We start from the raw sequence: 26,693 nt of genomic DNA on the forward strand, positions 1-26,693 counted from the left end.
TCAACAGAATTCAGACATTCGCCACAGGGCGGCGGCGACCAGTTTAATGAAAATCGGCCGCTCCGCCAGCGTTTTCTTGCCGCCAAAGAAACGGGGCGCATCATGAGCCCCGCTTGCGGATCAGAAGTCGTAGCTGACGCCGACTTTCAGGGTACGGCCATCGCCGTCAGCCCCTCCACCGTCTTGATGTCATACTCGGCGCCGAGCACGAAATTGTAGCGCGGCATGCCCACTGCATCCTTGCCGTTATAGGTGCCGTTTTCGGTTTGGGTCATCTCCGGATCGATCCAGGTGGCGCTGCCGTTGAGACGCACGCCCAGCACCGGCTCGCCAAACAGGTTCAGCTCAATGCCGCGATTGAGCTGCTCGCCGTCCAGACCATAGCTGCCATCGCTTCTGAGGATGCCGGAGGACTGTTTGATCTCAAACAGCGCCAGCGAGCCGCCGACGCGCTGAAAATAGACCTTCACGCCCACCTCATTCTGTTTCGAATGGGCGATGCCGGTGGTGGAACCGTAGTTAGAGGAGCCCAGCGGAGCCACATCGCCCGGCTGCAGCGATTCGGTATGGTTGGCGTAGAGCGCGACCGATTCGACTGGCTTGTAGACGATGCCGTAGGTCGGCATCCAGCGGCTGTCGGTGTAGCGAGACGTGGTGTCCTCCACGCCGGTGGTGTTGCTGTAGTTGCGCACCACCACTTTCTGATGGCGCGCGCCCAGCGTCAGCTGCACGCTGTCGTCCAGCACGCCCAGCGTATCGCTCAGCAGGTAGCCCTGAGTGCGGTTGCGGCCGGTGGTCAGCAGATCGCTGTAGTTGCCGCCGGTCAGGTTATTGGTCGGGTTCGCCACGTGGCCAATGTTGTAGATGTTGGTCGCTTCGGTATTCGCGCCATAGGCCATCCGCCAGGCGGTGTTGTTGCGCGAGGTATAGGCCGAGTAGCCGAGATTCACCTTGTGGCTGATGAAGCGGGTATCGAACTTACCGCGAATGCCCGCCATGCTGCTTAAGTTAGTGATAATGCGGTTGGTGTCAAGACGGCCGATCTGCGTATTGCCGTCAGTGTCGGTGAGCGTCGGCGACGCGTTGTCGCCCAGCTAGTGCGAGTGCTGGCCGCCTACGGCACTGTAGAGCGTCCAGCTGTCGTCGGTGACATCATACTCTGCGCGCGCCATGCCGAATTCAGATTCAATATCGCTGTAGACCCATTCTTGCCTGTAGTTATGGCTATTGGAGGGCAGCACCAGAATAAAGTCGATGCCGCTGATGTTGACGCCGTTGTCCGCATTGTGGAAGTTTTTTTCTGGTAGCACAGATCGAGCGAGGTGCGCAGGCGTTCACCGCGGTAGTCGAGCCCGATTGAGGCGGTGGTGGTACGCTTCTGCTAGCCGTCTACACCGGTCTCCCCTTCGCGATGCACCGCGTTAAGGCGCACGTCGAACTGGTTGTTGTCGCCGAAACGGCGGCTGATGTCGGTGCTTGTGCCGATCTGCTGCGTCGAGGTGTAATCGACGCTGACGCGCGTCAGCGGCGCGTCATCCGCGTGCTTCGGCTCTAGGTTGATCATGCCGCCGACGCCGCTGCTGGCGGCGCCGTTAAGCAGGCCGTTGGCGCCGTTGAATACCTCGACGCGATCGACCAGCGCCGCATCCATAACCTGACGCGGTACCACGCCCGGCAGTCCGCCGAAGGTCATGTCGTCGCCGTCCAGCAGGCGGTAGGTTTCGGTGAAGTTGCCGTAGCCCTGCACGGTCTGCACGCCCGCATCATTCTTCACCATGTCGGCGATGGTTTTCGCCTGCTGATCCTGAATGAGCTTTGAGGTAAAGCCGATAACGTTAAACGGCACGTCCATGGCGTTTTGCTCGCCCAGCATGCCGAGACGGCCGCCGTGTGCCACCTGGCCATCCAGGTAGGCGGGCACCAGCTGGTCGCCGCCGGGTTTGAAGTCACTCTGTAGCGTGGCGGTGACCGTCAGTGTCTGCTCGCTGTTGCCTGCGGCAGCCGCGGCGTCGCTGGCCGCTGAGGATGGGGTGGTGGTATTGGTGGTAGCAGCCATCACTGGCAAACAACCGGCGCTGACCAGTAAAGCCAGCAGCGTCGGTTTAAATCCGGGAGTAGAAAGCGAACGGCGCATAGTCGATCCCTAACGTTAAAGTTACTGCGAATCATTATTATTGTGGTTTGTGATCATGTGTGGACTTACGTTTAATGCAAGCGAAATCTTGCTGTAGGCGAGTTGTCGTAAGAATAGCGAACAACGCTCTGTTACGATGCACAAGCGGTGGCTACGCGTCGCGCCAGCGTTTGAAGATAAGTGACGTATTAATGCCGCCAAAGGCGAAGTTATTTGACTGGATATAGTCCGTTTTCAGCAGGCGAGGCTCCCACAGGATGTAGTCCAGTTCGCTGCATTCTGTTGCGAACTGGTGCAGGTTCAGCGTCGGCGCAAACCAGCCTTCGCGCATCATCTCAATATTCATCCACGCTTCCAGCTCTCCGCACGCGCCCAGCGTATGCCCGAAATAACTTTTCAGAGAGGAAATGGGCGTACCGCTGACAAAAACGGCTGCCGTCGCCTGGCTTTCTGCGATGTCGCCGCGGTCAGTAGCGGTGCCATGCGAGCTGATGTGGCCAATCTGCTGCGGCGTCAGGCCAGCGCTCTGCAACGCGCGTTCAATACAGATCTGCATGGTTTCGCGCCGCGGCTGCGTAATATGCGCCGCGTCGCAATTGGTATGGAGGCCCATCAGCTCAGCATAAATGGTTGCGCCGCGCGCATGCGCATGCGCATGCTCCAGATACTCAAGAATCAAGGTGCCGGCGCCTTCACCAATGACCAAGACATTATGCTGCTGATCAAAGGGCGCAGGCGAGCTTTCAGGCACGTCGTTGCGTTGACTGGTAGCGAACAGGGTATCGAACACTACCGCTTCCGAGGGACAAAGCTCTTCCGCCTCGCCCGCCACCATGATGTTTTGGTAACCGTGACGGATCGCTGCCTGAGGTACAGACGCTGGAGGTAGGAATAACCCGACCGCGCAGCCCGAAAAACAGCCCGGCGTTGACCGCGGTGGTGTGCGGCATCATCTGCACGTAGGTGGCGCCGGTAATGTTATGAGTATGCTTCTCGGTCAGCATGGTGGCGAATTCGCTGACCGGGCCGTTGCTGCCGGTTAAAGAACCAAAGGCGATACCGGTTTCACCGCCCACCAACGCCGGATGATCGCGCAATCCCGCCTGCTCTAGCGCCAGTTCGGTCGCGCGTGTCGCCAGCAGCGACACCCGGCCCATAGAACGAATGCGTTTACGGGTATAGTGCGCCGGCGGCGCAAAGCCATCGATGGGCGCGCCCAACAGCGTATGAAGGCCGTCATAAACCTGCCACTCCGGCATGCGACACACCGCGTTTTTGCCGGCGCGCAACCGCGTCGCGATTGCCTACCACTGCTCGCCGAAAGCCGTGACCCCACCCATTCCGGTGACGACTACACGACGCATCACAGCATGCCTCCATTAATGGAGATAACCTAGCGCGTCACATAGCCTGCGATGTCAGACATCAGATAGCTTGACCGGCTACCTCTTCTGCCGCGCCCATGCGCTTCATCGGAACGATTTTCAGCGCCTCCTCGAGCACATGCGGCTCCAGCCCGTCCATGCCGGTATCCACCAGGCCAGGCGCGATGCAGTTGACGGTAATCTTCCATATCGCCAGTTCAATAGCCAGCGCCTTGGTCACTCCGATAATGCCCGCTTTCGCCGCGCTATAGTTGACCTGGCCGCAATTGCCCGCGATGCCGGACACGGACGAGAGGGTAATAATCCGTCCGCCTTGGCGCAGGCCGATCATCGGCATAACGCACGGCTGGATGACATTATAAAAGCTGTCGAGGTTGGTATGGATAACGCTGTCCCACTCACTCTCGGTCAGCGCCGGGAAAGCGGCGTCGCGCGTAATACCTGCGTTGCTGACGAGACCGTAATAGGCGCCATGGGCGTGCATATCCTTTTCCAGCGCGTCGTGCCGCGATCCGCCACGTCGAAACTCAGCAAACGCGCGCCGCCGCCCGCCGCCTGAATCTGCGCCAGCGTCTGCTCTGCGCCTTCGCGGTCGCGGTTGAAGTGCACCGCGATCTGAAAACCGTCCTGCGCCAGACGCAGCGCGATGGCGCGGCCTATCTCTTTGCTTGCGCCAGTAACCAATACGGAACACGTCATGGCTGTTTTCCTTGTGACATCAGTTGGTGTAACTCTTGTTCGTTAGTTTGATAAGTATTCAGTCTTCCACTGGCGAGTATGCGGTCGCCATGACTGATTTCGCCCTTGAAACTGCCCATGCGTTCGTCACCCATCAGCAGGCGAAGCCGGATATCGAGCGTAATCGAGCCGGGAAAGGTTGCCGTTGCCGCGCGCCAGTTGCGGCCGCCCAGCAGCATGTCGGGCTGAATGGTTTGTGCGCCCGAGCGTCTGGCATGCCAGCCGGACCAGACGCCGATGGTTTGCGCCATGATCTCGACGCCAAACCAGGCTGGCAGCTCACCCTGCGCATTCAGGAAAGGGGCAAGCACACCGTCGGACGTGGTAGAGACCTGGCAATGTACGCTCTAATCCTCTACTGCGATGACGCGTTCAACTAAAACCATGGGCGTCTGATGCGGTAAATAATCGCTAGCGCAAAGCGCTGTACTCATAATGTCCGTCCTAAAATCAGGCAGCTGTTATTGCCGCCAAATGCAAACGAGTTCGAGGCAATAACCGGTTTCTGCAGCGGCTGCGGTTTCAGTAACAACCCGCAGGGAGGCAGACTGCTGTCCTGTGTGGTGGTTGAAAAATCCTGTGCCGGCAAAAGCAAACCGTCACGCAGAATTAATGCGGCGAGAGCCGCCTCGATAACGCCCGCTGCACATAACATATGGCCAGTAGTAAGGTGCTTGGTCGAACTTGACGGGACCTGATCGCCAAACAGGCGATGCACCATGTTTGACGCGATCTGATCGTTAAGCGGCGTCGCCGTACCGTGCAGGTTGATATAGACTACCGCCTGCGCCGACAGGTTCGCGCTTTGCAACGCCATCTGCATGGCACGCTGCGCGCCCTCCCCCCTAGGGATGGGGCGCGGACATATGCCAGGCATCCGACGACTCGCCCACGCCCAGCAGCATCAGCGCGGCGCCTTCGCCGATTGAGATGCATCGCAATCGCGGCTAAAGGGCGCACAGCGTTGCTCCGAGAGCGACGCCAGACTGTCGAAGCCGTTCACAGGCATGCGGCTCAGCGAGTCCGCGCCGCCGACCAGCGCGACGTCGGGCAGCCCGGCGGCTATTAGTCGCTGACCGCTGATGATGGCGCGCGCGCTTGAAGAGCAGGCGGTAGAGATGGTGTATGCCGGGCCGTCAAGCTGTAGACAGTGGGCCAGAAAGCGCGAAGGATCGCCCAGTTCCTGCATCTGGTAGTGGTAGCTGCTATATGAGAGCGCGCCTCTGGCGATCACCTTCATCTACTCCTGAGGTGCTGGTGCCCAGCACAATCGCCACGCGCCCGGCACCATATCTGGCAACCGACGCATCCAGCGCCGGACGGATTTGCGTCAGCGCTGCCAGCAGCAGTTGATTGTTGTGCGTATTGTGCACCGCCAGATGCGACGGCACCGGAGGCAACTCGCCTTCTACCGCGCCAAGCCAGCAGCGTCGCCCGCCGCTCAGCCAGCCATCACGCGGCTGCATACCTGGCGCGACGCCGCGCCCCAGATTTTACGCAATGGCGGCTAAATCGTTGCCCAGGGCGTTAAGCATGCCAAAAGCGGAAATGTAAATCATGATGCATCCAGATGTTAAATACGTATCAGTAGCCGAAAGCGTGCTGCCGGATGCCTACCGAGGATAGCCCCGCTAGTTCAATCTTCTCGCCGTTTGCGCTTAACAGCACCAGCAGGGATTCGCTTTTGCCCCTGACTTCGCCAGTCAGCAACTGCTGTTGGGCGGGTGCGATGCCCGGCGGCGGTGGCGTGACGCGTACCCCTGGCCTGAGCCAGGCGGTGGGACGCGCACTATCAGGCGCATGGCTGGCGCAGCCGCCCAGCAACACAGCCGACAAAAAAATCAGGGCGATTCGCCACATTATCTTTTCCTCGATTTCGATGGCCGCAGCGCCAGCGGAGGATAAAGGCGCTGAAAATGCCGCTGTACAACACAACGCCGAAACTGGATATCGCGCTGGTGCTGCTGAATATGAGCATCCCAAGCGTCAGCAAGGTGGTAATCATGGCCAGCGACACCGCCAGCAGCGAAGTCAGCGGCGTGCCGTTCGAGTTGCTGAAAAACAGAGTGTAATTGATGCCGATGCCAAGTACCAGGATCAGCGCCAGCAGCGCGAAAAAAAGATTAAGCGATGCGCCGACCCAGCCGAGCGTCGCAAGCGCCAGCGACAGCGCCGACGGCATTACGCTGCGTAAAACCGCCGTTAGCCCCAGAAGCAGCACGTAGCTCAGCGCAATCAACAGCAGCGCCAGCAGGCCGCTCAGCAGCGTACGCCAGAAGCTAAACAAGGCATCGTAACTCGCCTTGCGGTTGACCCAGCTCACACCCTGCTGCTGTTCGGCCAGCCGCTGCAGCGCCTCGCTGTTATGCACGCCGCCCACCGGCACCAGTACGCCGCTACGCCCATCCGGCAGCGTCAGCCACAGAAGCCGCCAGCCAGCGCTGAGCGGACTCGCCAGCCAGGCCCTACGGCGTGACGGGCATGGGTTCGGTCTGGGGCGGCGGCACGGTAATGCCGCCTGTTACAGCCTGGCAATGATGTGCGATGCCGCATCATGCAACAGCGCGGCGTCCTCCTGCTGTTGCTGCAGCGAACGTAGTGGCAGGATGCGCACCGTCTCCAGCCAGCTAGCCTGCTTCGCCTGCTGCAACGCGGGCGAGAACCTCGCCAGCTGCTGCAGCGTTTACTCCGGCGACTAGCCCCAGACAACAAACTTTATAGCGCGCGATCAGCGTCGTCAGCGCCTGATAGATCACTCCAGCATAGAGACTTTTCACAATGACCATGCCAGTTTCCATCCCCTCCTGCCTCCAGAAGCAAAACCACATAAAAAGTCCCCACAGCAACGAAAACAGCAGCCAACCCCTGATAAATTTCACTACGCCTAGCATTTTGCTTTCCTCTTGTTTCTGCAGCCCGCGCCGCGTACTGGAGCGGGGAACATAACGTATCCCGCGCGCGTTTGCACAAACGCGTGCGCCAGATGGGAGCGCGGTCAACTTTCCCTACGGCCAAGCGTGGCGCGAGGCGCGCCGCTGACGTCAGGGCACACAAAGCTGCAAATGAGATGAAGGGTAGCGGGCCAGCAGTGAACGTGAATGTTGAGTCATTCAGCGCAGGCTGACGTCAGGCCGGAGACTAAGCGGAAACCGTAAGCACAAAAAAACAGCCCTGAAGACGGTCACGACATTGCTTACTACTGCTTTGTTTTAATTCGGTATGTTTAATCGGTAGAGATGGTGCCCGGGGCGGGACTTGAACCCGCACAGCCATACAGCCGAGGGATTTTAAATCCCTTGTGTCTACCGATTTCACCACCCGGGCAGGGTGTAAGTGGAGGCGCGTCCCGGAGTCGAACCGAGGTGGACGGATTTGCAATCCGCTGCATGGCCACTCTGCCAACGCGCCTTTATTCGCTGTGCCGCCAAGCTATCCTGACAGGCTAATCTGGAGCGGGAAACGAGACTCGAACTCGCGACCCCGACCTTGGCAAGGTCGTGCTCTACCAACTGAGCTATTCCCGCATTGTTCAGCAATTTTATAAAACTTGCTGATTTTGCTTATCTTCTGGCAGCCTCGCTGCCGTTCGATGCGATACATTCTACTGACCTGACACAATGAGTCAACAGAATTATCCTCATCGAACGTCCGTTTGCTGCTTTTTAAGTCGCATCGATCAGCTATCGAGCAAATCGCCACGCGCCGCGCTTAAATACTGGAACACAGACCAGAATGTCAGCACCGCGGCGATATAGAGCGCCACCACGCCAACGGCGATCACCGTGGTATCAGGACGCCACAGCAGCGCCACCAGCGACAACATCTGCGCGGTGGTCTTCACCTTGCCAATCCAGGAAACCGCGACGCTGCTGCGCTTGCCGATCTCCGCCATCCACTCCCGCAGCGCAGAGATAATGATCTCGCGCGCGATCATGGTGGCGGCCGGCAGCGTGATCCACCAGGAGTGGAAATATTCCGCCACCAGCACCAGCGCAATCGCCACTATCACCTTATCGGCCACCGGATCGAGGAAGGCGCCGAAGCGGGTAGTCTGTTTCCAGCGCCGCGCGAGAAAGCCGTCAAACCAGTCGGTGACGGCGGCAATGACGAAAATCAACGCGGTAGCAAACGGGGCCCAGTAAAACGGCAGATAGAAAGCCAGCACGAAAAAAGGGATGAGGACGACTCGATACAGGGTGAGACACGTCGGAATGTTAAATTGCATATGCCGGTAACTGTCTGGAATGGGTAGAATTTCCCCTATAGTCCTACATTGCCCCACCCGTTTCAATGCTAGTGTTTTAGTGAATGGTATATTTTTTCTGCCAGCGCAAACGAAATGCCGGGCACGTTAGCGATCTCTTCCACCCTGGCGTTCATCAGTGGTTGCAGGCCGCCCATATACTTAAGCAGCTGCTGACGACGTTTGGGACCGATGCCTTCGATACTTTCCAGCGCGCTGGTGTTCTTTACCTTCGCCCGTTTTTTCCGGTGGCCCGAAATTGCATGATTGTGAGCGTCGTCACGAATGTGCTGGATGACGTGCAGCGCAGCTGAGTCCGGCGGCAGAGACTCCCCCTCCCCTTCCGCCTCGAAAAAGAGTGTCTCCAGCCCCGCCTTACGATCGCTGCCTTTCGCCACGCCCAGCAAAATCGGGTGTGAGTTGTCCCACTCCACCTCCAGCTCGGCAAAGACCTGCTTCGCCTGGGAAAGCTGCCCTTTACCGCCGTCGATCAAGATAACGTCCGGGATCTTATCCGCGTCCAGCGCCTTGCCGTAGCGACGTCGCAACACCTGATTCATCGCCGCGTAGTCATCGCCGGGCGTGATGCCCTCGATGTTGTAGCGGCGATAGTCGCTGCGCAGCGGGCCGTTAGCGTCAAACACCACGCAGGAGGCGATGGTCTGCTCGCCCATGGTGTGGCTGATGTCAAAACACTCCATGCGGTTGATTTTATCCAGCTCAAGGAAATGCGCCAGCGCCGCCAGCCGCTGCTGGATGGTAGAGTGCTGCGAAAGCCGCGTCGTCAGCGCCGTGGCGGCGTTGGTGCGCGCCAGCTTGAGATAGCGCGCGCGATCGCCGCGCGGTTTGCTCTGAATATTGACGCGACGTCCCGCCAGCTCGCTGAGCGAGGCGCCGAGCAGCTCGCGCTCCGGCAGGGTGAAGTCGAGCAGGATTTCGCCCGGCAGGGTGCGCGCCTCACTGCCCTGCAGATAGAAATGCCCGACAAAGGTCTGCACCACTTCCGCCAGGTCAGTATCCGCTGGCACCTTGGGGAAATAACTGCGGCTGCCTAGCACCTTGCCCTGACGAATAAACAGCACGTGCAGGCAGGCTATGCCGGCGTCGTAGGCGACGCTCATCACGTCCAGATCGTCGCCCTGATTGGAGACGAACTGCTTCTCAGTGATGCGGCGCACCGCCTGAATCTGGTCGCGTAGGCGGGCCGCCTTCTCAAAGCGCAGCCCCAGGCTCGCCTCTTCCATGCGCTTCACCAGCATGTTCAGCACCTGATCGTCTTTGCCGGCGAGAAACAGCCGCACATATTCGGTCTGCTGGGCATACTCCTCTTCGCTTACCAAGCCGGCCACGCAGGGACCGAGACAGCGTCCAATCTGATACTGCAGGCAGGGCCTGGAGCGATTGCGGTAGACGCTGTTTTCACACTGACGAATCGGAAACACCTTCTGCATCAGCGCCAGGGTTTCGCGCACCGCGTAGCCGTTGGGAAACGGACCGAAGTATTCGCCTTTGGCGTGCTTCGCCCCGCGATGGTAGGCGAGTCGCGGATGGGTGTCACTGCTGAGAAAGATAAAAGGATAGGATTTGTCATCGCGCATTAGAACGTTATAACGCGGCTGATAGAGCTTGATGTAGTTATGCTCTAGCAGCAGCGCTTCCGTTTCCGTATGCGTAACGGTGACGTCGATATGATGAATGCTGCTGACCAGCACCTCTGTTTTCCGGCTGCCAACCTGGCTGCGGAAATAGCTGCTGAGGCGCTTTTTGAGATCTTTGGCTTTTCCAACATAGATGACGGTGTCGGAGGCGTCGTACATACGGTAGACGCCCGGCTGACTGGTGACCGTGCTGAGAAAGGCTTTGGCGTTGAAAACATCACTCACTACTGATTAAAGGCTCCGCATTGTACAGGCCATGACGAATGGCCAGATGCGTTAACTCTACGTCGCCGCTGATATTCAGCTTGCTGAACATGCGATAGCGATAGCTGTTAACGGTTTTAGGACTGAGACTGAGCTGTTCGGAAATTTCCGTCACCTTTTGCCCTTTGGTGATCATCAGCATAATCTGCAATTCCCTTTCCGACAAACAGCTGAAGGGCGAATCTGTTTTTTGCAGCTCTATCTGGCTCAGCGCCATCTGCTGAGCGATATCGGAGGCGATGTAGCGCTGCCCGGCGTTTACCGAGCGGATGGCGTTAACCACTTCCTGCGGCGCGGCGCCCTTGCTGAGGTAGCCGGCCGCGCCAGCCTGCATCACTTTGGCAGGCAGCGGATTTTCCGTGTGGATAGTGAGCATGATGATTTTGATATCGGGATTGAAGCGCACGATTTTGCGCGTCGCCTCCAGACCGCCGATGCCAGGCATGTTCATATCCATCAGCACAACGTCCATCGGCTGAGCGCGGCACCACTTCACCGCGTCCTCGCCGCAGCAGGCCTCTCCTGCGACCACCAGACCTTTAATATCTTCCAGTATGCGTCGAATACCGGCGCGTACCAGTTCATGGTCATCAACAAGAAGAACACTGATCAACGGGGGTACTCCACAGGCTAGAAATGAGAAAAACCGGACAGGCAATGCACGCATGATACCTGTTTTTCTCTGGAATGAACATCAACGTACAGAATCCTGAGCCGTATTCAATGATTTACATCAAAGCTGGCAAAGTCGTTCAAAAAATAGAGGTAAGAAGCGGGATTGTTGGATGGTTAATTTCAATAATCCATACAATTCAATTTATTAATTCCGCCTCGGCGACCAGTTCGCTTAAAAAATGTCGGCCTTTGCGAGCTGAAAATAATACATCTGCTGATGTAAATAATCTCTTGCAGATAACCCTCCTTCCTCGCGCTTCGCTTAACGAAGTAAAAACAGGCGCTGTGATATACTGCTGCACAATGGTGCGCATCTTTACGGCGCGATTGATTAACCCCATAAGGAGAACACGATGAGCGATGAAGATTTCGCAACCTCGCACGACACGCTGAAGCTGGCCGATGAGGTCGCCTGTCTGAAAATGATGGTGATGCTGATTTTGAAAGGTATGGGCCAGGCGGATGCCGGCAAGGTGATTATCAATATGGAGCGCTACGTGCAAACGCTGGGCGACAAGCCGCAGGCGGAAGTGTTCAGCAATACCATCAAACAGATTAAAAGCGCCTATCGTCAGTAAGGCGTTCGCCCCCGCCGTCGCGCGGGGGCACGCCGTCTGAAATAACAGAATAAGATTTTTCTGATAGAGATTCAATTTTCCTAAACACAATAAATTTTCCTCCGCAGGCCGCCCTCTTATCGGGTTAATAAGCAAAATTAACCCGGTAAGGTAATTTATTTGTAAACATAGAGTTAAGCTTAGCTAAAGAGAAAAACAACCAGACAGCGAAAATTCCTTTTTCGCCCTCCGCCTCGCTTAACAGTTCACACTGTCAGCGCCGGAGGAATCGGTCTACGCTTAACGATTCAAAGGGACGGATCATCCTCTACGCAAGGCCTGAGGCAGCTCGCGGCTTCAGCGTCTGTTGACCGGCGCGCATTAACATTTGCAGAAGACTAACTACGTTGAATCAGCTGGCATTACCCTTTCTTCTGTTTGGCGTCTGTACCGCCCTGATGATCCTCAAGGATATTTTCCGCCACCTGCATCCCGTCAGAGTCATGAATGTGATCTGGCCTCTTACCGGTCTTTACATGCCGTTCGTCGGCTGGCTGGCGTGGTGATATCTGGGCAGAAAGCCGTCGCACCAGCTCAAGCTCGCGCTGCTAGTGCCGCAAAAAATTCATCATCATGCAGGCTGGCCCACCATATTTATTTCTACCTCGCTTTCGGCAGCCGCCCGTATTCTCAGCGAAGTGATCACACTTCCAATTATCACCTTGCTGAACCACTATCAATTTCTGACGCCGCTCTGGCTGCAGGCTATTATCTGCCTTGCTATTTCCTTGTTTAGCAGCCTGTTTTTACAGTTTATGGCGATTAAGCAGCGCAAATCGCTGTCGTTCTGGCGCACGCTAATGACCGCCTTTACCACCGAAACTTTTCCGCTGCTGGTTTATCAGGCGGGCGTACTCCTCTTTAATGGGACTGGCCCTGAAATTTGTACGTCACCAGCAACTCGACCCGCTCCCGCTTATGACCACCTTCTGGTTTATGTTACAGCTGGCCATGCTGACCGGATTTATATATTCCTGGCCTGCCAATCATTTTCTGATTAAACGGGGCCTTAACCCGGCGGTCTAGTTTAACGGCAATAGCCGGCGCCGCGCATGCCAAAGTGAAAATGGCTGGCATGCGCGGCGTTATAATCAGGGCCGAGAGCATTGCAGAAATTATTCCCCCCTCCTGCCAGGGCTGATGCAGCAGTGCCGCTTTATTTTCCGGATGTGTCCAGTTTTTTCCTACGTCGGCAAGCTGAACGCCGGTGACATCCCAGGCGTGCTCGCTTAACCGCCCCTCTGTACGGTGATAGATGTTGCGACAGACATAGCTGCCGACGTGGCTGATGCGCACCAGCGCGGTGGCGGGTTGCGCCAGCGCCAGCCGCTGCTGGTGGCTGCGTAACACGTACATCGTGCTGACGACCGCCATCGGACAGCTGGCGAGAAAGCTGCTGCTCAGGCTGACCGCGCCGAACCGCTGGAGCGGATTATGCAGCGGGCGGTTTCCCTTCACGGCGGGCGGCTGGCTAAACTAAAGCTGACCACGCCCGCCTCGCGCGCGGCGCATCACGTCAAGGCAGGCGGCGGGATCGTTCGCCAGCCGCTTGAGCTTGTAGCGCGTCATCCAGCGCGGCGAGAACCTACAGCGCGCAAAGACTCAGTTTCTTGATCATTGTGCCTATTGCATTTATTCAGTGGAGAAATACTCTGGCTATCAACCGATTAGCTCTAATCAGAGCACAGTGCCGCACAGTATAACCCAAGCAGGCGGCGAAAAGCGCCCAGTAACTGCAAAATCTGTGAATGGACTATAGCAGAGTTGGCTGAAGACGCCTGAGCCTGGGCGTAGAGAAGGAACGATGCGCCGAACGGCGCCAGAAAAGCAACAGGCCAGCACATTGTGCTGGCCTGTCTGATGTGGCGGAGGAAGAGAGATTCGAACTCTCGGATGGTTTCCCATCGGCGGTTTTCAAGACCGCTGCCTTAAGCCACTCGGCCATCCCTCCGGATTGATGCGTTTTGCATCGACAAAACGGCTGCGCCGTTCTGTTTTTTCCCCGACTGAGCACGAAGGTGGCGGAGGAGGAGAGATTCGAACTCTCGGATGGTTTCCCATCGGCGATTTTCAAGACCGCTGCCTTAAGCCGCTCGGCCACCCCTCCGCAATGAGGCGCACTATAAACATCTCCCCGATGCTTGTAAAGCCCACGCGAACTCATTCGCCTGAAAAACAGCCAAAACGGCGTTATTCGTTGGCAAAAACGCCATTCCGCTCAGAGAAACAGCGGTTTATCACGTGTAAAGAAGGGTAAAACGCCTTTCGCCTGTTTAGGCCGCTGCGTATTCTCTGCTCAGACTTCGTGTTCTGATGAAAGGAGCGCATTATGGACAGTTTGATTACTTCGTCCTCGCGGACATCGCTGCTCAGCACGCACAAGGTGCTGCGCAATACCTATTTCCTGCTCGGCCTGACGCTGACCTTCTCTGCCGTGACCGCTACCGCCAGCACCGTGCTCGGCCTGCCCGGTCCCGGCCTAATTCTGATGCTGGTCGGCTTTTACGGTCTGATGTTTCTGACGCATAAGCTGGCGGACAGCCCGATGGGCATTCTGGCGGCGTTCGCCTTTACCGGCTTTCTTGGCTACTGCTCAGGCCCGATTCTCAGCTCGTTTTTAACCGTGGGCATGGGGGATGTGATTGCGCTGGCGTTGGGCGGCACGGCGCTGGTTTTCTTCTGCTGTTCAGCCTATGTACTGACCACGCGCCGCGATATGTTTTTCTTGGGCGGCATTATGATGGCGGGCTTCGTAGCGCTGCTGGTGGCGGTTATCGCTAACCTGTTCCTGCAGCTGCCTGCGCTGCACCTGGCGATCAGCGCGCTGTTTATTCTGTTTTCCGCCGGCGCCATCCTGTGGGAGACCAGCAATATCATCTACGGCGGCGAGACCAACTATATTCGCGCTACCGTCAGCCTTTACGTTTCGCTCTACAACATCTTTATCAGCCTGCTGAGCCTGCTCGGTTTCGCCCGCAGTAATTAACGGGCTGAGCCCCCCGCGACAGGGATGTCGCGAGACGCGCTCGCGTCGCCCTGAGCAACGCAGGATGCCAGTCTACCCTACCCCGCTTCGGCGGAGTTTTGCTTTTTCCCAGCGTGCATTTTGCTAGAATAGCGCCGACGCAAGCCGTTGTAAGGAGTAAACGTGGAATTTAACGATAAAACCCCGGCCATGGATGGCGAGGGCTATTTAAAGCATTCTGATGACTGGAGCGAAGCGCTGGCGGAAGAGATTGCTCGTCAGGAAGGCGTCACCCTGAGCGACGCCCACTGGGAAGTGGTTCGCTTCGTGCGGGCTTTTTATCAGGAGTACAACACCTCGCCTGCTATCCGCATGCTGGTGAAGGCGATGGCGCAAAAATATGGCGAGGAAAAAGGCAACAGCCGCTATCTGTTCCGCCTGTTTCCTGAAGGGCCGGCCAAGCAGGCGACTAAAATCGCCGGCCTGCCGAAACCGGCAAAGTGCCTCTGACTAACCGGTGGTAAAGCGGCGTGGCGCCTTCGCCGGCTGGTGCGGCTCCAGCAATACCTGGTCGACGCGGGCGCTGCGCGGTCCGCCCGCTTTCAGCCAGGCGATCAGGGCATCGACCTTTTCCGGCTCGCCCCAAGCAAGCACCTCGACGCTGCCGTCGTCTAGGTTGCGCGCATAGCCCAGCACGCCCAGCTGCGCCTGAGTGCTGTAGCGAAAGCCTACCCCCTCACCTGACCATAGCAGATTCGTCATCGCCTTTCGGGCGTGATTGTCGATGTCGATCCGGAATATTCGCTGGATACGCCTAAACTGGACGATCACGCGTGATGGAAGATGAAGAGGGCGACCAGGCGCATACCTAATATCGCCGAAATCCAGCTGGTGGGCGAAACCAGCGCTGAACATCCCGGACAGCCGGAGATGGATGAGCTGGCCGCATCTATTCGTCAGCAGCAGGCGGCATCCGACGCCGCCTTGCGATTTATCCCTGCCGCGTCACACCCATACGTGAGATTATCCATCTTAGGACAGCGATCCATAATAACGGTCAGGCCTGCATCAGCACCGCAGCCTGCTCATTAATCACACCCAGCTGCAGCCAGAGGGTATCTGCACCAACGGCGATCGCCTCCTGCGCCACCCCCCATGCTGCTTCCGAATTGCGGAACACATCCACCATATCGATTTTCCTCGGCACTTCTTCTAGAGTCACATAGGCGGTTTGCCCTAGCAGGGTTTTCCCCGCCAGCTTCGGGCTAACCGGAATCACCTCGTAGCCCCAGTCCAGCAGATATTTCATTACGCTGTAGCTTGGCCGGTCAGGACAATCGCAGGCGCCCACCAGCGCAATGCGGCGGGTACGTGTCAGCACATCGCGGCTCGTTCGGTCATTCATTTTTTATCCTCTTTTCAGAGCTTTGAGTGTAGATGGCGCGCTTTCAGCCTGCGCCGGACCGTAGCGAGATATTTTGCGCTGGCGCACGAAAAAATATATCCAAATGTAAATTAACTGCCATAATGTAATGATTTGCTACATACAAAACCTTGCGCCCTTTCTGGAGTCTACATGAAACTCTCTCTGGCCGTGACGGGGTGGGTTGTTCTCCTCGCGTCAGCATCCTGTCATGCCATAACTCTGAAGCTCGATCCGCAAATCGATCTGCTGGTGCTGGATGGGCGCAAAATTTCCGGCTCGCTGTTGAAAGGCGCCGATAGTCTGGAACTGGAACGCGGTCAGCACCAGTTTTTGTTCCGCGTCGAGCAGCTGCGCGACGCGCATAAAGATGCCTCTCTGCGCTATCAGTCTGCGCCGATGATCGTCACATTCAACGCACAGGTGAAAACCATAGCTATTCGTCTGCCTGCGCTTGAGAGCCGCCGCGATCGCCACCATTTCGATCGCACGCTTAATTTTCAGCTGGTTGACGAGCGCGGCCGCGAAATCGACAGTAAGCGCGACCGCCTGCCCCTCTCCGGCGAGGGCGATATGGAAAAAACGATGATCCTCTACAACCGCAACGGCCAGGTCGCCTCGGTGCCGCAATTTGCGGCAGTAAATGAAGCGACGGTGTCCGCTTTCCCTACGGAAGCCGAATTCGCCTGGATCGACGACATAGATGAGACGCAAATGCCCCTGATTAAACGCTGGTTTCAGCGCTTCGATCAGGCGACGCGCCAGCAATTTCTCTGGCTGGTCAAAATGTTGCGTACAAGTTGATAGCCAGGAAAGGCGCAGGATAAACTCGTGCGACTCTTTTACGTAAGCGATTTTACCAAGATGCCTTTATGGAACAGACTGTCCGTACGCTTGGCCTCAGCAAACATATTGCGCTGGTGGCGCACGATCACTGCAAAGCTTCCCTGCTGGAATGGGTAAAGCTGAATCAGGCGACGCTCGAGCCGCACACCCTCTACACTACGGCATTACCGGCAACCTTTATCAATTGCCATACCGGACTGAACGTTAACGCTATGCTGAGCGGCCCGATGGGCAGCGATCAGCAGGTCGGCGCGCTGATCGCGGAAGGAAAGATTGATGTGCTGATTTTTTTCTGGGATCCGCTCAATGCCGTGCCGCACGATCCGGACGTCAAAGCGCTGCTGCGGCTAGCGACCGTCTGGAATATTCCTGTCGCCACCAACCGCGCCACGGTACACTTTATCATTCAGTCGCCGCTGTTTGCGCAGTCGGTTAAGCTCTCTCTTCCAGACAATCAGCACTACCTGCAAGCGCGCCTCGAATAATCAGGCCTTACGCAGTAGCGGCACGCCAAGCTGGCGGAATGCGTCGACAAAAAGCGACGGCTGCTCGCGATCGTACAACAGCCAGACCTGCTGGCGTGCGCGAGTCAGCGCCACATAGGCGAGACGTCTCTCCTCCGCATCCGGAAACTCTTCCAGCTGCGGCAGTAGCCCCTGCTCCATAACGGATTCGCGCGCCGGCGCGGGAAACCCCTCTTTGCCCGCCTGCAGTCCCAGCAGGATCACGATATCAGCCTGCTGCCCTTTGCTAGCGTGGATGGTCATAAAGTCCAGCCTGAGCCTCGGCCAGCAGGTTTTCGCCTTATCCAGCACATCGGGACGTAGATAGTGATAGCGCGCCAGCAGCAGCACGCGCTCGTCCGGCTTCACGTAGCCGCTGAGCTTGTTCAGCAGCGGCTCCAGCTGCTCTTGTGGCAACAAGTTTATCGCCTTTTTATTGCCTTTGGTCAGGCTATTGAGCGGCTTCTTCAGCTGGTGCGGGTTTTGCAGCACGAAGCTGTTGGCAATATCGCCGATGCGCTCGTTGAAGCGATAGGTGGTGTCGAGCACGCAGCGATCGCCAGCGCCAAAGTGGTGATGGAAAGCGGTGGTCAGGCTCATCTCCGCACCGCTGAAGCGGTAGATCGCCTGCCAATCATCGCCCACGGCAAACAGCGTGGTGTGCTTGTTCTGCTGGCGCAGCGCCGCGAGCAGGGCGGCGAGCTGCGGCGAAATGTCCTGGAACTCATCCACCATAATATGCTTCCACGGGCTGATAAAGCGCCCTTTGTCCAGGATGGCGACAGCCTGCTGGATCAGGACAGCAAAATCGAGCGCGCCCTCCTCTTTCAGCGCCTGCTTCCACGCCTTCAGCAGCGGCGCCATCAGCTTCACCCGCTTGCTGAACAGTGCTCTCACCTCGTCAGGCACATCGGCGATCATTGCCGCCTGCGAGCCGCCGTGCATCCGCATCAGCCCAAGCCAGCGCTCAAGGCGCGGCGCCAGCCGCTTCGTCAGACACTCGTCCTGCCAGAAGTGCCCCTCAGGCAGCGTCCACTGCAGCTCGTCGCGCAGCCACTGGCGCCAGCCGTTGGCCTGCGCCTTTTTCTCCTCGCACTGCTGACGCCAGGCGTCGATAAGCAAAGCCTGACGCGCCGCCGCGTCACTCTCAAGCTTGCTGACAACCGGCTGCTTGTTACTGCCTTCGCGGATGATATGCAGCGCCAGCGCGTGGAAGGTGCGCGCCTGAATATCGGCGACGCCCAGCCGCGCGCGGATACGCTCGTTCATCTCCTCCGCCGCCTGGCAGCCAAACGCCAGAAGCAGAATCTGTTCAGGCGCGGCCAGCCTGCGCGTTAACAGCCAGCCCGCGCGCGCCACCAGCACCGAGGTTTTGCCGCTGCCTGCGCCGGCCAGCACCAGCACCGCCTCTTCGCCGTTGACCACCGCCTCGCACTGCGAGGGGTTGAGCGGCGAGGTTTCCACCGTGGCGAAAAAGTCGTGATATTGCGTCAGCATGCGCGCGGTCCAGTCGCGGTTGCGCTGGCGTAGCGCCGCCTCGCCCTGCTCCAGCCAGCGCAGGCAGGCGTGGTACGGCTCGCGGCAGTCGCTGAACTCATCGAGGCGCGCCAGCGGCAGCGGCAGCGCGGCAAACCGCTTGTCGATCTGTGCGCATAGCGCCTGCAGTTCGCTGCGCATAATCCAGCGATCCTGGGCGCCGAAGTCGTCGACGCGTTGCCTGAGCTGCGTCAGCACCTCAACGCAGACGGCGCTCATTTCCGCGCTCCACGCCTGCCAGGCCTGCAGCAGATAGTGGTAAAAGCGCTGGGTTTCCTGCCACTCGGTGCCGTGCAGACGCACGACCTTATCCTCCGGCAGCAAAAACTCCAGCTCGCCCCACACCACGCCGCGCCTGCAGCTGATGTTAAGTAAGGTATTAAAGGGAATAAGGTATTCGTGTTTGTCGCCACTGACTTCTACGCCAGCTGCCAGCAGGCGAACACGGTTATAAGGGTGCTGAGCGAGCCGTTTGCCCATCGATGTCGCGTTGAGTTCCATGTCCATACCGTCACACGGGAAGAAAGATTATCGGCAGTTTACCTGCCAGATACTTGGCGCTCCAGCCTTAAAACAGGCTAAACTTGGCGGCACATCTTTGCGGAAAGCAAAAGGAAAAATCATGCGCACCGTACTGAACATTCTTAATTTTATTCTCGGTGGTTTCTTTACCACCCTCTGCTGGCTGTTCGCCACGCTGATCAGCATTCTGCTGATCTTTACCCTGCCGCTGACGCGTTCCTGCTGGGAAATCACCCGGCTCTCACTATTGCCCTACGGCAACGAGGCGGTGCACGTGGACGTGATACGCCCGGAGAGCAAAAGCGCCATCATGAATAACGGCGGCACCTTTCTGAATATTTTCTGGCTGATCTTCTTTGGCTGGTGGCTCTGCCTGACCCATATCTCCACCGGCATCGTGCAGTGCCTCAGCATTATTGGCATTCCGGTAGGCATCGCCAATTTTAAAATCGCCGCCATCGCGCTCTGGCCGGTTGGCCGCCGCGTGGTCTCTGTCGAAGAAGCACGCGCGACGCCAACGCCCGTCGTCGCTACTGAGGCTGCCGCATGATGTCGAAAGCCCTGCCAGGCTGGCGTAACTATCTGTTCAACAGCACCTGGCGCTATCTGCTGCGCATCTTTCTCGCGCTGACCGGCTCAGCGGACGTTTGCGCAATCTGCTGATCACCCTGCTCTGCTTTTGCATCGCTTCCGTCTCGGTTGAGCTGCTGTTCCCGCACCCGATCGCCTTTATGGCCGGTCTGGCACTCTCGACGTGGGTCTTTATCCTGCTGGGGGCGCTGGGCCAGCGTTACGCGACCATCGCTTTTGGCGCACTGCTGATTGCGGTCTATACCATGCTGGGCATCGGGCTATTTGACCAGTGGTATATGCAGCCGGTGCTGCTGCTGGTGGGCGCGCTCTGGTATAAATTTTGATGCTGCTTGGCCATCTGATGTTGTTCAGGAGCCGCTGGCGGGCAGCTACGCTCAGCTAGCGCGGTATCTGGAGGCCAAGGCGAATCTGTTCGATCCCGACGGCGAGGCGCAGGACGACGCCGCGCTGATCCGCACGGCCATGGCCAACAGTCAGCTGGTGGCACAGCTTAACTTCACCAAAAGCCCCCTGCAAAGCCGCCTGCGCGGCGACCGCGGTTCGCGCAGCACGCGCTGCAGCCTGCACTACTGTTAGTCGCGCAGGATATCCACGAGCGCGCCAGCTCCTCCCATCTGTAGTACCATCTGCTGCGCGACGACTGGCGCTATACCGAAATTCTGTTTCGCTTTCAGCACCTGCTGAACAGGCAGGCTAAGGCGTGTCGCCAGCTGTCGCAGTGCATCCTGCTGCGCAACCTGCGCGCCATCGATGCGCAGCTGGCGTCGATTGAATCGGACCAGGCGCTGAGTAGCGACTCGCAGGCGAGCAATAACCGGCTATCGCGTGAAGGGCTGAGCGGCTGGAGCGATATTCGCCTGCGGCTGAGCCGCCATCTGACGCCCGCCTCGGCGCTGTTCCGCCACGCGGTGCGTATGCCCCTCGAGCTCTGCGTTGGCTACGGTTTTATTCAGGTAATCGGCGTCGAGCGCGGCTACTGGATCCTACTGACCAGCCTGTTTGTCTGCCAGCCCAACTATAACGCCACGCGGCGCCAGCTGGCGCTGCACATCGCCGGCACGCTGGCGGGCGTCGCTATCGGCCTGCCGCTGCTCTGGCTGGTGCCCTCCACGGAGGGCCAGCTGATCCTTATCGTGGTCAGCGGCGTGCTCTTCTTCGCCTTTCGCCAGGTGCAGTACGCGCAGGCGACACTGTTTATCACCCTGCTGGTGCTGTTTTGCTTCAACCTGCCTGGGCGAAGGATTCGACGTGGCGCTGCCGCGCATCGTCGATACGCTGCTGGGGTGCGTGCTCGCCTGGCTGGCGGTGCCCTTTATCTGGCCCGACTGGCGCTTCCATCAGCTGCCCGCGGTGGCGGCGCGCACGCTTAATATGAACTGCCGCTATCTGGACGCGATGATGGAGCAGTACCATCAGGGCAAGGATAACCGCCTCGCCTACCGCATCGCGCGACGCGACGCGACGCGCACAATGCCGACGCCGAGCTCGCCTCTGTGGTGTCAAATATGAGCAGCGGATCGCGCACGCATCAAAAACGCAAAGAGTCCGCTTTCCAGCTTCTCTGCCTCAATCACTCTTTCCTGAGCTATATCTCAGCGCTCGTCGCGCACCGCGACAAGCTCAGCGACGATGTGCTGCTGGCACTGCTGGACGATACGGTCTGTTACGTCGAGGATGTGTTGCAAACCGAGGTGGTCAGCAGCCCTGATGTGGAGAAAATGCAAAACGCGTTAACGCAGCGTATCAGCGAGATGGCCGCCAATCAGGAGACGCGTGCGCTGCTGGTGTTGCAGCAGCTCGGCCTGCTGGTCGCCCTGCTGCCGGAGATCACCCGCCAGCGCCGCACACTGGGGAGGCCTAACAGGCGCTCTGCTTGAGCGTCTCCAGATACCAGGCGTTCAGTTCCGCTCTGACCGCCTGCGAAAGCGCGGTCTCGTGCCGCCCTTCAATCGCCCCCTCCAGCGCCAGCAGCGTTTTAAATCCAACGTGCCGGTTGATCGCCTGCAGCCTGAGCCAGCACTGTTCCGCGCCCAGCTGTTGCAGGTGGCGGCGTTCTTTATGCCCGCCTCGTGCAGCAGATTTACAGGTTCAATTAATAATTGCGATCGCGTCCTGCCTTCGCTTGTTTTTACGGGCCGTTTTCCAAATTTAAGGTTGAGCTTCATCCAGGAAGCTATCACTGTATACCCACGTAGTATAATACTGAGAGATAACCCAATGCGCGCACAACACTTTAATAATGCAGGCTTTGCTCACCGTCACGTTACCGCCTCTCAGCCCGCACAACACAGCGGCTGGATTACGGAACTACGCTACAGCGAGCAGCCCGGCATGATGCAAATATTGCTGTCTACCGCTGCTCAAGCAGCTCAATCAGAGTCGCGCTGGCATCTCTGGCTCACGCCTGCGCATAAGCTGAACCGCGCTTGGCTTCAGCAGTCAGGTTTGCCGCTGAAGAAAAGTATGCACGTCGCCGATTCGGAGCGCTGCACCTCGGTGGAAGCAATGATTAAAGCTTTGCGTACAGGGAATTAAAGCGTGGTGCTGGCGTGAATCCCCTACGATCTGGACGAAGAGGAGCGACGTGAACTGGATCACGCGGCGACGGAAGGCAAAGCGCTGGGGTTGATTATGCGCCCTGGCTATACGGTGGATGCCTAGCTGCAACCAAATAAAGCGATAAAAATTCAGTCGGATTTGTTTAATTAAGTAAAAATAGGATTTTTCTCTGGTCTTTTGCATTTTGTGTCTCGGCTAAACCACTGATTCTTTTCCCTCCAGCTTTGACAAGAGTTTAGCTGCATCTAAAAGCACAACGCTATTAAGACCAGGTCAAATGTTAGTATGTATGTATAAAGCCCTGTTTTTTGCAGTATCCCTTACATCATACTTGTAAGTTTCCAATCTCGTTGTAGACTTTACTTCGCTAGGGTGCTCAATAACTTCCGTTTTTTATCGGTAGAGTAATAAGCGAGCGTTTTAACCCGGCGAAGGATTACAACCAAGAGCATCCTTTTTGCTCATTGTCTATTTGGATGATAACGAGGCGCAAAATGAAAAAGACAGCTATCGCAATTGCAGTGGCACTGGCTGGCTTCGCTACCGTAGCGCAGGCCGCTCCGAAAGATGACACCTGGTACACCAGTGCTAAACTGGGCTGGTCTCAGTACCATGATACTGGTTACTACGGTAACGGTTATAGCCACAACAATGGCCCGACTCACGAATCTCAGCTGGGTGCTGGCGCATTCGTGGGCTACCAGGCTAACCCGTACATGGGCTTCGAGCTGGGCTACGACTGGCTGGGCCGTATGCCGAACAAAGGCACCGAAAACGACGGCGCATTCAAAGCACAGGGCGTACAGCTGGCTGCTAAGCTGAGCTACCCGATCACTGACGAGCTGGATGTCTACACTCGTCTGGGTGGTATGGTGTGGCTTGCTAATGCAACGCAGAATAACTCTGAGAACGGACGCATCGGCGATCACGACAACGGCGTTTCTCCGCTGGCTGCAGTGGGTGTGGAATACACACTAACCCAGAACTGGTCAACCCGTCTGGACTACCAGTGGGTTAACAACATCGGCGAAGCGCAGACCGTTGGCGCACGTCCGGACAACGGCATGCTAAGCATAGGCGTTTCATACCGATTCGGTCAGGATGAGGCTGCTCCGGTTGTTGCACCGGCTCCGGTTGTTGAAACCAAGCGTTTCAACCTGAAATCAGACGTAATGTTCACTTTCAACAATTCTACCCTAAAGCCGGAAGGTCAGCAGGCATTGGCTCAGCTGTATAGCCAGCTGAGCTCAATGGACCCGAAAGATGGTTCCGTTGTCATTCTGGGCTTCACCGACCACATCGGTTCAGACCAGTACAACCAGAAGCTGTCTGAGAAACGTGCCCAGTCTGTAGTTGACTATCTGGTTTCTAAAGGTATCCCGTCTAACAAGATCTCTGCACGTGGCATGGGCGAATCTAACCCAGTTACCGGCAACACCTGTGACAGCGTGAAAGGCCGTCAGGCTCTGATCGACTGCCTGGAGCCGGACCGTCGCGTAGAAATCGACGTGAAAGGTATCAAAGAAGTTGTAACTCAGCCGCAGGCTTAATTTTACGTCATAAAAACCCCCGCAATGCGGGGTTTTTTTATGTCTGCGATTGCTGGCTGGCCAGATGCGCCGACAGTACTGACCTGCTACTCGTTACCCGTTTCAGACTTGCCCAGAATCGCCTGCAGATCCTGCTTCAGGCTCGACATTTGCGTGGCATATTTATCTTTGCGCTCCGCATCCTCGATCAGCTGAACAATCGTCTCCGAGAGCATGCTGCCGCGACGCTGCGCCAGCCCCGCCAGGCGTTGCCATACCAGATATTCAAGATCGATCGATTTCTTGCGCGTGTGCTGATGTTCCGCATTGAAATGTCGCTTGCGGCGGGCGCGAATGGTCTGTTTCAACCGGTTATCCAGATCTGGATGGATATGCTGCGCGATCCATTCGGCTACCTCAACCGGATGATTCTCCATTGAAAGCAGTTCATCAACAGCAGCCTGGGCGGCGCTCAGTTCAAGATGGCGCGTGATCTGCTCGCCTTCCCGATGCTTCTTCACCAGGTACATCCATTTCCACCCACTTTCAAGATTTTCGAGTTGTTGGTATTTCATCAGAATCTCATCGTGACCGCGTAACAAAGCAAGAATAACAGCTTTTCAGAGAGATGCTGTAAGGAAAAAAGCGTTCAGTGTCTCAGGGTTAATCAGAACCATGCAGTGCTCAACAAGGACGTTTCCTGTATAATCATGCCTTTGTTTAATCAACCAAATGCGAATATTTTGACCAGCCCCCAACTTTCCTGGCAAGACCTTCAGCCGAATACTAGCGAATACGCGTCCCTCTTTTCCCGCATCGCAGAAGAAGAAACCGATAGCCTGGCGTTGTTACAGCCGCGCTTGCTGAACGCACTGGTGCATCTGCATCAACAACGCGAAGGTTTTCCTCTGCTGCTGGTGTGTAGTCAGGAAAACGGGAGCTATCTGGAGCTGATTACGCGCCAGATGACGCGCATCGCTGGCGAGCCGACAACCCTGTTCGGCGGCCACTATCACTTTATCGCCGATAACGTTACGCTCCAGCCGCCTGGTGATGCTTCCCATCCCTTTACCGGCACCGGCCAGGTGCTCTTTGCTGAATGGATTGAAAACGATCAGCTGTTCGGCTGCGTCCGTTTGCATCGCGATCGCCTTCAGCTGGAGCCGGGCCTGCTCCATCGCGCCAACGGCGGGACGCTGGTGCTGTCGCTGCGTATGCTGCAGGTGCAGCCGCTGCTGTGGCTGCGCCTGAAACGCGCCATTCAGCTGGGACGTCTTGAGTGGCTTTCGCCCGACGAGCGTCGCCCGCTGCCGGTCTCGGTACCGCCGCTGCCGTTCTCGCTCAAGCTGGTGCTCTGCGGCGATCGCGACGCACTGGCGGCATTCCAGGAGAGCGATCCTGAGCTGCACGAGCTGGCTACCTATACCGAATTTGAAGAGAACCTGCAGGTGGCCGATGAGGAAGACATGCTCGCCTGGTGCCGCTGGGCGCAGGATGTCGCGCTGCAGGCGAGGCTGCCGGCGCCCGAGGCTGATTTCTGGCCGCCCCTGATCCGCGAGGCGGTACGCTATACCGGCGATCAAGAGGTGCTGCCGCTCTGCCCGCGCTGGATGCTGCGGCAGATGCGCGAAGCCTTTATGCAGGAGAATGCGCTGAACGAAACGGCGCTGCTCAAAGCGCTGGAAGCGCGCAGCTGGCGCGAGGCGTTCCTCGCCGAACGCATGCGCGATGAAATCCTGCTGAAACAGATCCTGATTGAAACCAAGGGCGAGGTCGTCGGACAAGTCAACGGGCTTTCCGTGGTGGAATTCCCTGGCCATCCGCGTCCCTGGGGCGAGCCGTCGCGTATTACCTGCGTGGTGCATCCGGGAGATGGCGAATTTACCGATGTTGAACGCAAAGCGGAGCTGGGCGGCAATATTCACGCCAAAGGCATGATGATTATGCAGGCCTTTCTGATTGCGGAACTGGAGCTGGATCAGCAGCTGCCCTTCTCCGCCTCACTGGTATTCGAACAATCCTACTCGGAAGTGGACGGCGACAGCGCGTCGCTGGCCGAGCTGTGCGCGCTGGTCAGCGCGCTCGCCAGCCAGCCGGTGAATCAGCAGATCGCCGTCACCGGCTCGGTCGATCAGTTCGGCAATGTCCAGCCGGTGGGCGGCCTGAACGAAAAGATCGAAGGCTTCTTTACCATCTGCGATGACCGCGAACTGACCGGCGAGCAAGGGGTGATTATTCCCGCCTGCAACGTGCGCCACCTGAGCCTGCGCCAGGATGTCATAGATGCGGTCGAAGCGGGCCGCTTCCATATCTGGGCGATTGATCGCGCCGAGGTGGCGCTGCCACTGCTTACCGGCATGGCATGGCGCAGCGAAACCCCGGATGGCGACGGTCTGCTGCGCCGCATCCAGGATCGCATCACCCAGCTCAACCAGCAGGAAACTACGTATCGCCGCTGGCCCTTTCGCTGGCTAAACTGGTTTAACCAGAACTAATTAAATT

General features: G+C 57.6%; 23 protein-coding genes, 5 tRNA genes and 13 pseudogenes. 18 read left to right on the forward strand and 23 right to left on the reverse strand.

The genetic code is table 11. The features are described from left to right. Positions 1–155 precede the first annotated feature (155 nt). From EIO60_RS04005 to uvrY, 15 genes and pseudogenes are all read right to left on the reverse strand, one after another. Positions 156–2,134: pseudogene (locus EIO60_RS04005) on the reverse strand (TonB-dependent receptor); the annotation flags it as partial. 151 nt (positions 2,135–2,285) lie between these two features. Further along, positions 2,286–3,501, reverse strand: a pseudogene (locus EIO60_RS04010) (beta-ketoacyl-ACP synthase). A 26-nt stretch (positions 3,502–3,527) separates the two neighbouring features. After that, positions 3,528–4,218, reverse strand: a pseudogene (locus EIO60_RS04015) (3-ketoacyl-ACP reductase FabG2). Next, positions 4,215–4,691, reverse strand: a pseudogene (locus tag EIO60_RS04020) (hotdog family protein). Before EIO60_RS04020 ends, EIO60_RS04015 begins: the two co-directional pseudogenes overlap by 4 nt. Further along, positions 4,688–5,816: pseudogene (locus EIO60_RS04025) on the reverse strand (beta-ketoacyl-[acyl-carrier-protein] synthase family protein). Before EIO60_RS04025 ends, EIO60_RS04020 begins: the two co-directional pseudogenes overlap by 4 nt. 28 nt (positions 5,817–5,844) lie before the next feature. After that, positions 5,845–6,117 (reverse strand): annotated as a pseudogene (locus EIO60_RS04030) (DUF3261 domain-containing protein); the annotation flags it as partial. Then, a pseudogene (locus tag EIO60_RS04035) lies at positions 6,050–6,445 on the reverse strand (hypothetical protein); the annotation flags it as partial. The pseudogenes EIO60_RS04030 and EIO60_RS04035, both read right to left, overlap by 68 nt. A 333-nt stretch (positions 6,446–6,778) precedes the next feature. Next, on the reverse strand, positions 6,779–6,907 hold the full coding sequence (locus EIO60_RS04040) for a hypothetical protein (protein ID WP_258575959.1): 129 nt from the start codon (positions 6,905–6,907) through the stop codon (positions 6,779–6,781). Next, on the reverse strand, positions 6,885–7,148 hold the full coding sequence (locus EIO60_RS04045) for a DUF6404 family protein (protein WP_309484679.1): 264 nt from the start codon (positions 7,146–7,148) through the stop codon (positions 6,885–6,887). The genes EIO60_RS04040 and EIO60_RS04045 overlap by 23 nt, the downstream gene beginning before the upstream one ends. A gap of 346 nt (positions 7,149–7,494) precedes the next feature. Continuing rightward, positions 7,495–7,581 (reverse strand) — tRNA-Leu (locus tag EIO60_RS04050). A 10-nt stretch (positions 7,582–7,591) separates the two neighbouring features. Next, a tRNA-Cys gene (locus EIO60_RS04055) sits at positions 7,592–7,665 on the reverse strand. Between the two features lie 40 nt (positions 7,666–7,705). Continuing rightward, positions 7,706–7,781, reverse strand: a tRNA-Gly gene (locus tag EIO60_RS04060). Positions 7,782–7,933: 152 nt separating this feature from the next. Further along, complete coding sequence (gene pgsA / locus EIO60_RS04065; protein WP_258575960.1) at positions 7,934–8,482, reverse strand: CDP-diacylglycerol--glycerol-3-phosphate 3-phosphatidyltransferase; 549 nt, start codon at positions 8,480–8,482, stop codon at positions 7,934–7,936. A 68-nt stretch (positions 8,483–8,550) separates the two neighbouring features. Beyond that, a complete protein-coding gene (uvrC, locus tag EIO60_RS04070) occupies positions 8,551–10,383 on the reverse strand; it encodes an excinuclease ABC subunit UvrC (RefSeq protein WP_258575961.1) in 1,833 nt (610 codons plus the stop codon). Further along, positions 10,376–11,035: a UvrY/SirA/GacA family response regulator transcription factor gene (gene uvrY / locus EIO60_RS04075; RefSeq protein WP_258575962.1), complete on the reverse strand. Its 660-nt coding sequence runs from the start codon at positions 11,033–11,035 to the stop codon at positions 10,376–10,378. The genes uvrC and uvrY overlap by 8 nt, the downstream gene beginning before the upstream one ends. Positions 11,036–11,450: 415 nt before the next feature. On the opposite strand from uvrY, the gene EIO60_RS04080 reads away from it, so the two are divergent. From EIO60_RS04080 to EIO60_RS04095, 4 genes and pseudogenes are all read left to right on the forward strand, one after another. Continuing rightward, entirely contained in the window at positions 11,451–11,675 is a 225-nt protein-coding gene (locus tag EIO60_RS04080; RefSeq protein ID WP_258575963.1) for a DUF2594 family protein, read from the forward strand. A gap of 386 nt (positions 11,676–12,061) precedes the next feature. After that, positions 12,062–12,220, forward strand: a complete 159-nt coding sequence (locus EIO60_RS04085; protein WP_258575964.1) for a hypothetical protein — start codon at positions 12,062–12,064, stop codon at positions 12,218–12,220. Positions 12,221–12,352: 132 nt separating this feature from the next. Further along, positions 12,353–12,517, forward strand: a pseudogene (locus tag EIO60_RS04090) (DUF4396 domain-containing protein); the annotation flags it as partial. Between the two features lie 148 nt (positions 12,518–12,665). Continuing rightward, positions 12,666–12,740 carry a hypothetical protein gene (locus EIO60_RS04095; RefSeq protein WP_258576059.1) on the forward strand — a complete coding sequence of 25 codons (75 nt, stop codon included), beginning with the start codon at positions 12,666–12,668 and terminating at the stop codon, positions 12,738–12,740. Between the two features lies 1 nt (position 12,741). On the opposite strand, the pseudogene EIO60_RS16505 reads toward EIO60_RS04095, so the two are convergent. From EIO60_RS16505 to EIO60_RS04110, 3 genes and pseudogenes are all read right to left on the reverse strand, one after another. Further along, a pseudogene (locus tag EIO60_RS16505) lies at positions 12,742–13,292 on the reverse strand (extensin-like domain-containing protein); the annotation flags it as partial. Positions 13,293–13,577: 285 nt separating this feature from the next. Further along, a tRNA-Ser gene (locus EIO60_RS04105) sits at positions 13,578–13,665 on the reverse strand. Positions 13,666–13,733: 68 nt separating this feature from the next. Further along, a tRNA-Ser gene (locus tag EIO60_RS04110) sits at positions 13,734–13,821 on the reverse strand. 222 nt (positions 13,822–14,043) lie between these two features. Here EIO60_RS04110 and yccA point away from each other — a divergent pair. Continuing rightward, entirely contained in the window at positions 14,044–14,700 is a 657-nt protein-coding gene (yccA, locus tag EIO60_RS04115) for an FtsH protease modulator YccA (RefSeq protein WP_258575965.1), read from the forward strand. Between the two features lie 162 nt (positions 14,701–14,862). Beyond that, positions 14,863–15,189, forward strand: a complete 327-nt coding sequence (locus tag EIO60_RS04120) for a TusE/DsrC/DsvC family sulfur relay protein (RefSeq protein WP_258575966.1) — start codon at positions 14,863–14,865, stop codon at positions 15,187–15,189. Here EIO60_RS04120 and yccX read toward each other — a convergent pair whose 3' ends face one another. After that, entirely contained in the window at positions 15,190–15,441 is a 252-nt protein-coding gene (gene yccX / locus EIO60_RS04125) for an acylphosphatase (RefSeq protein ID WP_258575967.1), read from the reverse strand. Between yccX and EIO60_RS04130 the strand changes: the two are divergent. Further along, positions 15,433–15,651 (forward strand): annotated as a pseudogene (locus tag EIO60_RS04130) (heat shock protein HspQ); the annotation flags it as partial. The gene yccX and the pseudogene EIO60_RS04130 overlap by 9 nt on opposite strands. On the opposite strand, the pseudogene EIO60_RS04135 reads toward EIO60_RS04130, so the two are convergent. After that, positions 15,636–16,084: pseudogene (locus tag EIO60_RS04135) on the reverse strand (CoA-binding protein). The pseudogenes EIO60_RS04130 and EIO60_RS04135 sit on opposite strands and share 16 nt — an antisense overlap. A gap of 171 nt (positions 16,085–16,255) precedes the next feature. Here EIO60_RS04135 and EIO60_RS04140 point away from each other — a divergent pair. Together EIO60_RS04140 and EIO60_RS04145 are read left to right on the forward strand one after the other, a co-directional pair. Continuing rightward, positions 16,256–16,906 carry a DUF2057 family protein gene (locus EIO60_RS04140; RefSeq protein ID WP_258575968.1) on the forward strand — a complete coding sequence of 217 codons (651 nt, stop codon included), beginning with the start codon at positions 16,256–16,258 and terminating at the stop codon, positions 16,904–16,906. 68 nt (positions 16,907–16,974) lie between these two features. Further along, a complete protein-coding gene (locus EIO60_RS04145) occupies positions 16,975–17,433 on the forward strand; it encodes a methylglyoxal synthase (protein ID WP_258575969.1) in 459 nt (152 codons plus the stop codon). On the opposite strand, the gene helD is transcribed toward EIO60_RS04145, so the two are convergent. Beyond that, positions 17,434–19,488 carry a DNA helicase IV gene (helD, locus tag EIO60_RS04150; protein ID WP_258576060.1) on the reverse strand — a complete coding sequence of 685 codons (2,055 nt, stop codon included), beginning with the start codon at positions 19,486–19,488 and terminating at the stop codon, positions 17,434–17,436. Positions 19,489–19,609: 121 nt separating this feature from the next. On the opposite strand from helD, the gene EIO60_RS04155 reads away from it, so the two are divergent. The 6 genes and pseudogenes from EIO60_RS04155 (at position 19,610) to EIO60_RS16070 (ending at position 21,980) form a co-directional block, all read left to right on the forward strand. Next, entirely contained in the window at positions 19,610–20,059 is a 450-nt protein-coding gene (locus EIO60_RS04155; RefSeq protein WP_374058117.1) for a YccF domain-containing protein, read from the forward strand. A 97-nt stretch (positions 20,060–20,156) separates the two neighbouring features. Further along, positions 20,157–20,679, forward strand: a pseudogene (locus tag EIO60_RS16050) (FUSC family membrane protein). Positions 20,680–20,783: 104 nt separating this feature from the next. Next, positions 20,784–20,909, forward strand: a pseudogene (locus tag EIO60_RS16055) (hypothetical protein); the annotation flags it as partial. 102 nt (positions 20,910–21,011) lie between these two features. Next, positions 21,012–21,473: an FUSC family protein gene (locus tag EIO60_RS16060; RefSeq protein WP_508278735.1), complete on the forward strand. Its 462-nt coding sequence runs from the start codon at positions 21,012–21,014 to the stop codon at positions 21,471–21,473. Continuing rightward, complete coding sequence (locus tag EIO60_RS16065; RefSeq protein WP_309484681.1) at positions 21,454–21,612, forward strand: hypothetical protein; 159 nt, start codon at positions 21,454–21,456, stop codon at positions 21,610–21,612. The genes EIO60_RS16060 and EIO60_RS16065 overlap by 20 nt, the downstream gene beginning before the upstream one ends. Further along, positions 21,597–21,980: a hypothetical protein gene (locus EIO60_RS16070; RefSeq protein ID WP_309484682.1), complete on the forward strand. Its 384-nt coding sequence runs from the start codon at positions 21,597–21,599 to the stop codon at positions 21,978–21,980. The genes EIO60_RS16065 and EIO60_RS16070 overlap by 16 nt, the downstream gene beginning before the upstream one ends. Here EIO60_RS16070 and EIO60_RS04165 read toward each other — a convergent pair. Beyond that, positions 21,961–22,110: a TfoX/Sxy family DNA transformation protein gene (locus tag EIO60_RS04165; RefSeq protein WP_309484687.1), complete on the reverse strand. Its 150-nt coding sequence runs from the start codon at positions 22,108–22,110 to the stop codon at positions 21,961–21,963. The genes EIO60_RS16070 and EIO60_RS04165 overlap by 20 nt on opposite strands. Here EIO60_RS04165 and EIO60_RS04170 point away from each other — a divergent pair. Both EIO60_RS04170 and ompA read left to right on the forward strand, forming a co-directional pair. Beyond that, positions 22,039–22,638, forward strand: a complete 600-nt coding sequence (locus EIO60_RS04170; RefSeq protein WP_258575970.1) for a SulA-like leucine-rich domain-containing protein — start codon at positions 22,039–22,041, stop codon at positions 22,636–22,638. The genes EIO60_RS04165 and EIO60_RS04170 overlap by 72 nt on opposite strands. A gap of 518 nt (positions 22,639–23,156) precedes the next feature. After that, on the forward strand, positions 23,157–24,212 hold the full coding sequence (gene ompA, locus EIO60_RS04175) for a porin OmpA (RefSeq protein WP_258575971.1): 1,056 nt from the start codon (positions 23,157–23,159) through the stop codon (positions 24,210–24,212). Positions 24,213–24,298: 86 nt separating this feature from the next. Here the strand turns inward: ompA and matP are convergent, their stop codons facing one another. Further along, complete coding sequence (gene matP, locus EIO60_RS04180; RefSeq protein WP_258575972.1) at positions 24,299–24,766, reverse strand: macrodomain Ter protein MatP; 468 nt, start codon at positions 24,764–24,766, stop codon at positions 24,299–24,301. Between the two features lie 135 nt (positions 24,767–24,901). Between matP and EIO60_RS04185 the strand changes: the two genes are divergently transcribed. Then, positions 24,902–26,686 carry an AAA family ATPase gene (locus tag EIO60_RS04185; RefSeq protein WP_258575973.1) on the forward strand — a complete coding sequence of 595 codons (1,785 nt, stop codon included), beginning with the start codon at positions 24,902–24,904 and terminating at the stop codon, positions 26,684–26,686. Positions 26,687–26,693: the final 7 nt, after the last annotated feature.

The organism is Candidatus Pantoea persica, assembly GCF_013753875.1.
GTDB lineage: Bacteria > Pseudomonadota > Gammaproteobacteria > Enterobacterales > Enterobacteriaceae > Pantoea > Pantoea persica.

Excerpts from the sequence above, each read along its gene's own strand:
- helD (WP_258576060.1), bottom strand. The coding sequence starts at position 19,488 with ATGGAACTCAACGCGACATCGATGGGCAAACGGCTCGCTCAGCACCCT.
- yccA (WP_258575965.1), top strand. The coding sequence starts at position 14,044 with ATGGACAGTTTGATTACTTCGTCCTCGCGGACATCGCTGCTCAGCACG.
- yccX (WP_258575967.1), bottom strand. The coding sequence starts at position 15,441 with ATGACGAATCTGCTATGGTCAGGTGAGGGGGTAGGCTTTCGCTACAGC.
- EIO60_RS04045 (WP_309484679.1), bottom strand. The coding sequence starts at position 7,148 with ATGCTAGGCGTAGTGAAATTTATCAGGGGTTGGCTGCTGTTTTCGTTG.
- matP (WP_258575972.1), bottom strand. The coding sequence starts at position 24,766 with ATGAAATACCAACAACTCGAAAATCTTGAAAGTGGGTGGAAATGGATG.
- EIO60_RS04140 (WP_258575968.1), top strand. The coding sequence starts at position 16,256 with ATGAAACTCTCTCTGGCCGTGACGGGGTGGGTTGTTCTCCTCGCGTCA.
- EIO60_RS04155 (WP_374058117.1), top strand. The coding sequence starts at position 19,610 with ATGCGCACCGTACTGAACATTCTTAATTTTATTCTCGGTGGTTTCTTT.
- EIO60_RS04080 (WP_258575963.1), top strand. The coding sequence starts at position 11,451 with ATGAGCGATGAAGATTTCGCAACCTCGCACGACACGCTGAAGCTGGCC.
- EIO60_RS04145 (WP_258575969.1), top strand. The coding sequence starts at position 16,975 with ATGGAACAGACTGTCCGTACGCTTGGCCTCAGCAAACATATTGCGCTG.
- ompA (WP_258575971.1), top strand. The coding sequence starts at position 23,157 with ATGAAAAAGACAGCTATCGCAATTGCAGTGGCACTGGCTGGCTTCGCT.
- EIO60_RS04185 (WP_258575973.1), top strand. The coding sequence starts at position 24,902 with ATGCCTTTGTTTAATCAACCAAATGCGAATATTTTGACCAGCCCCCAA.
- pgsA (WP_258575960.1), bottom strand. The coding sequence starts at position 8,482 with ATGCAATTTAACATTCCGACGTGTCTCACCCTGTATCGAGTCGTCCTC.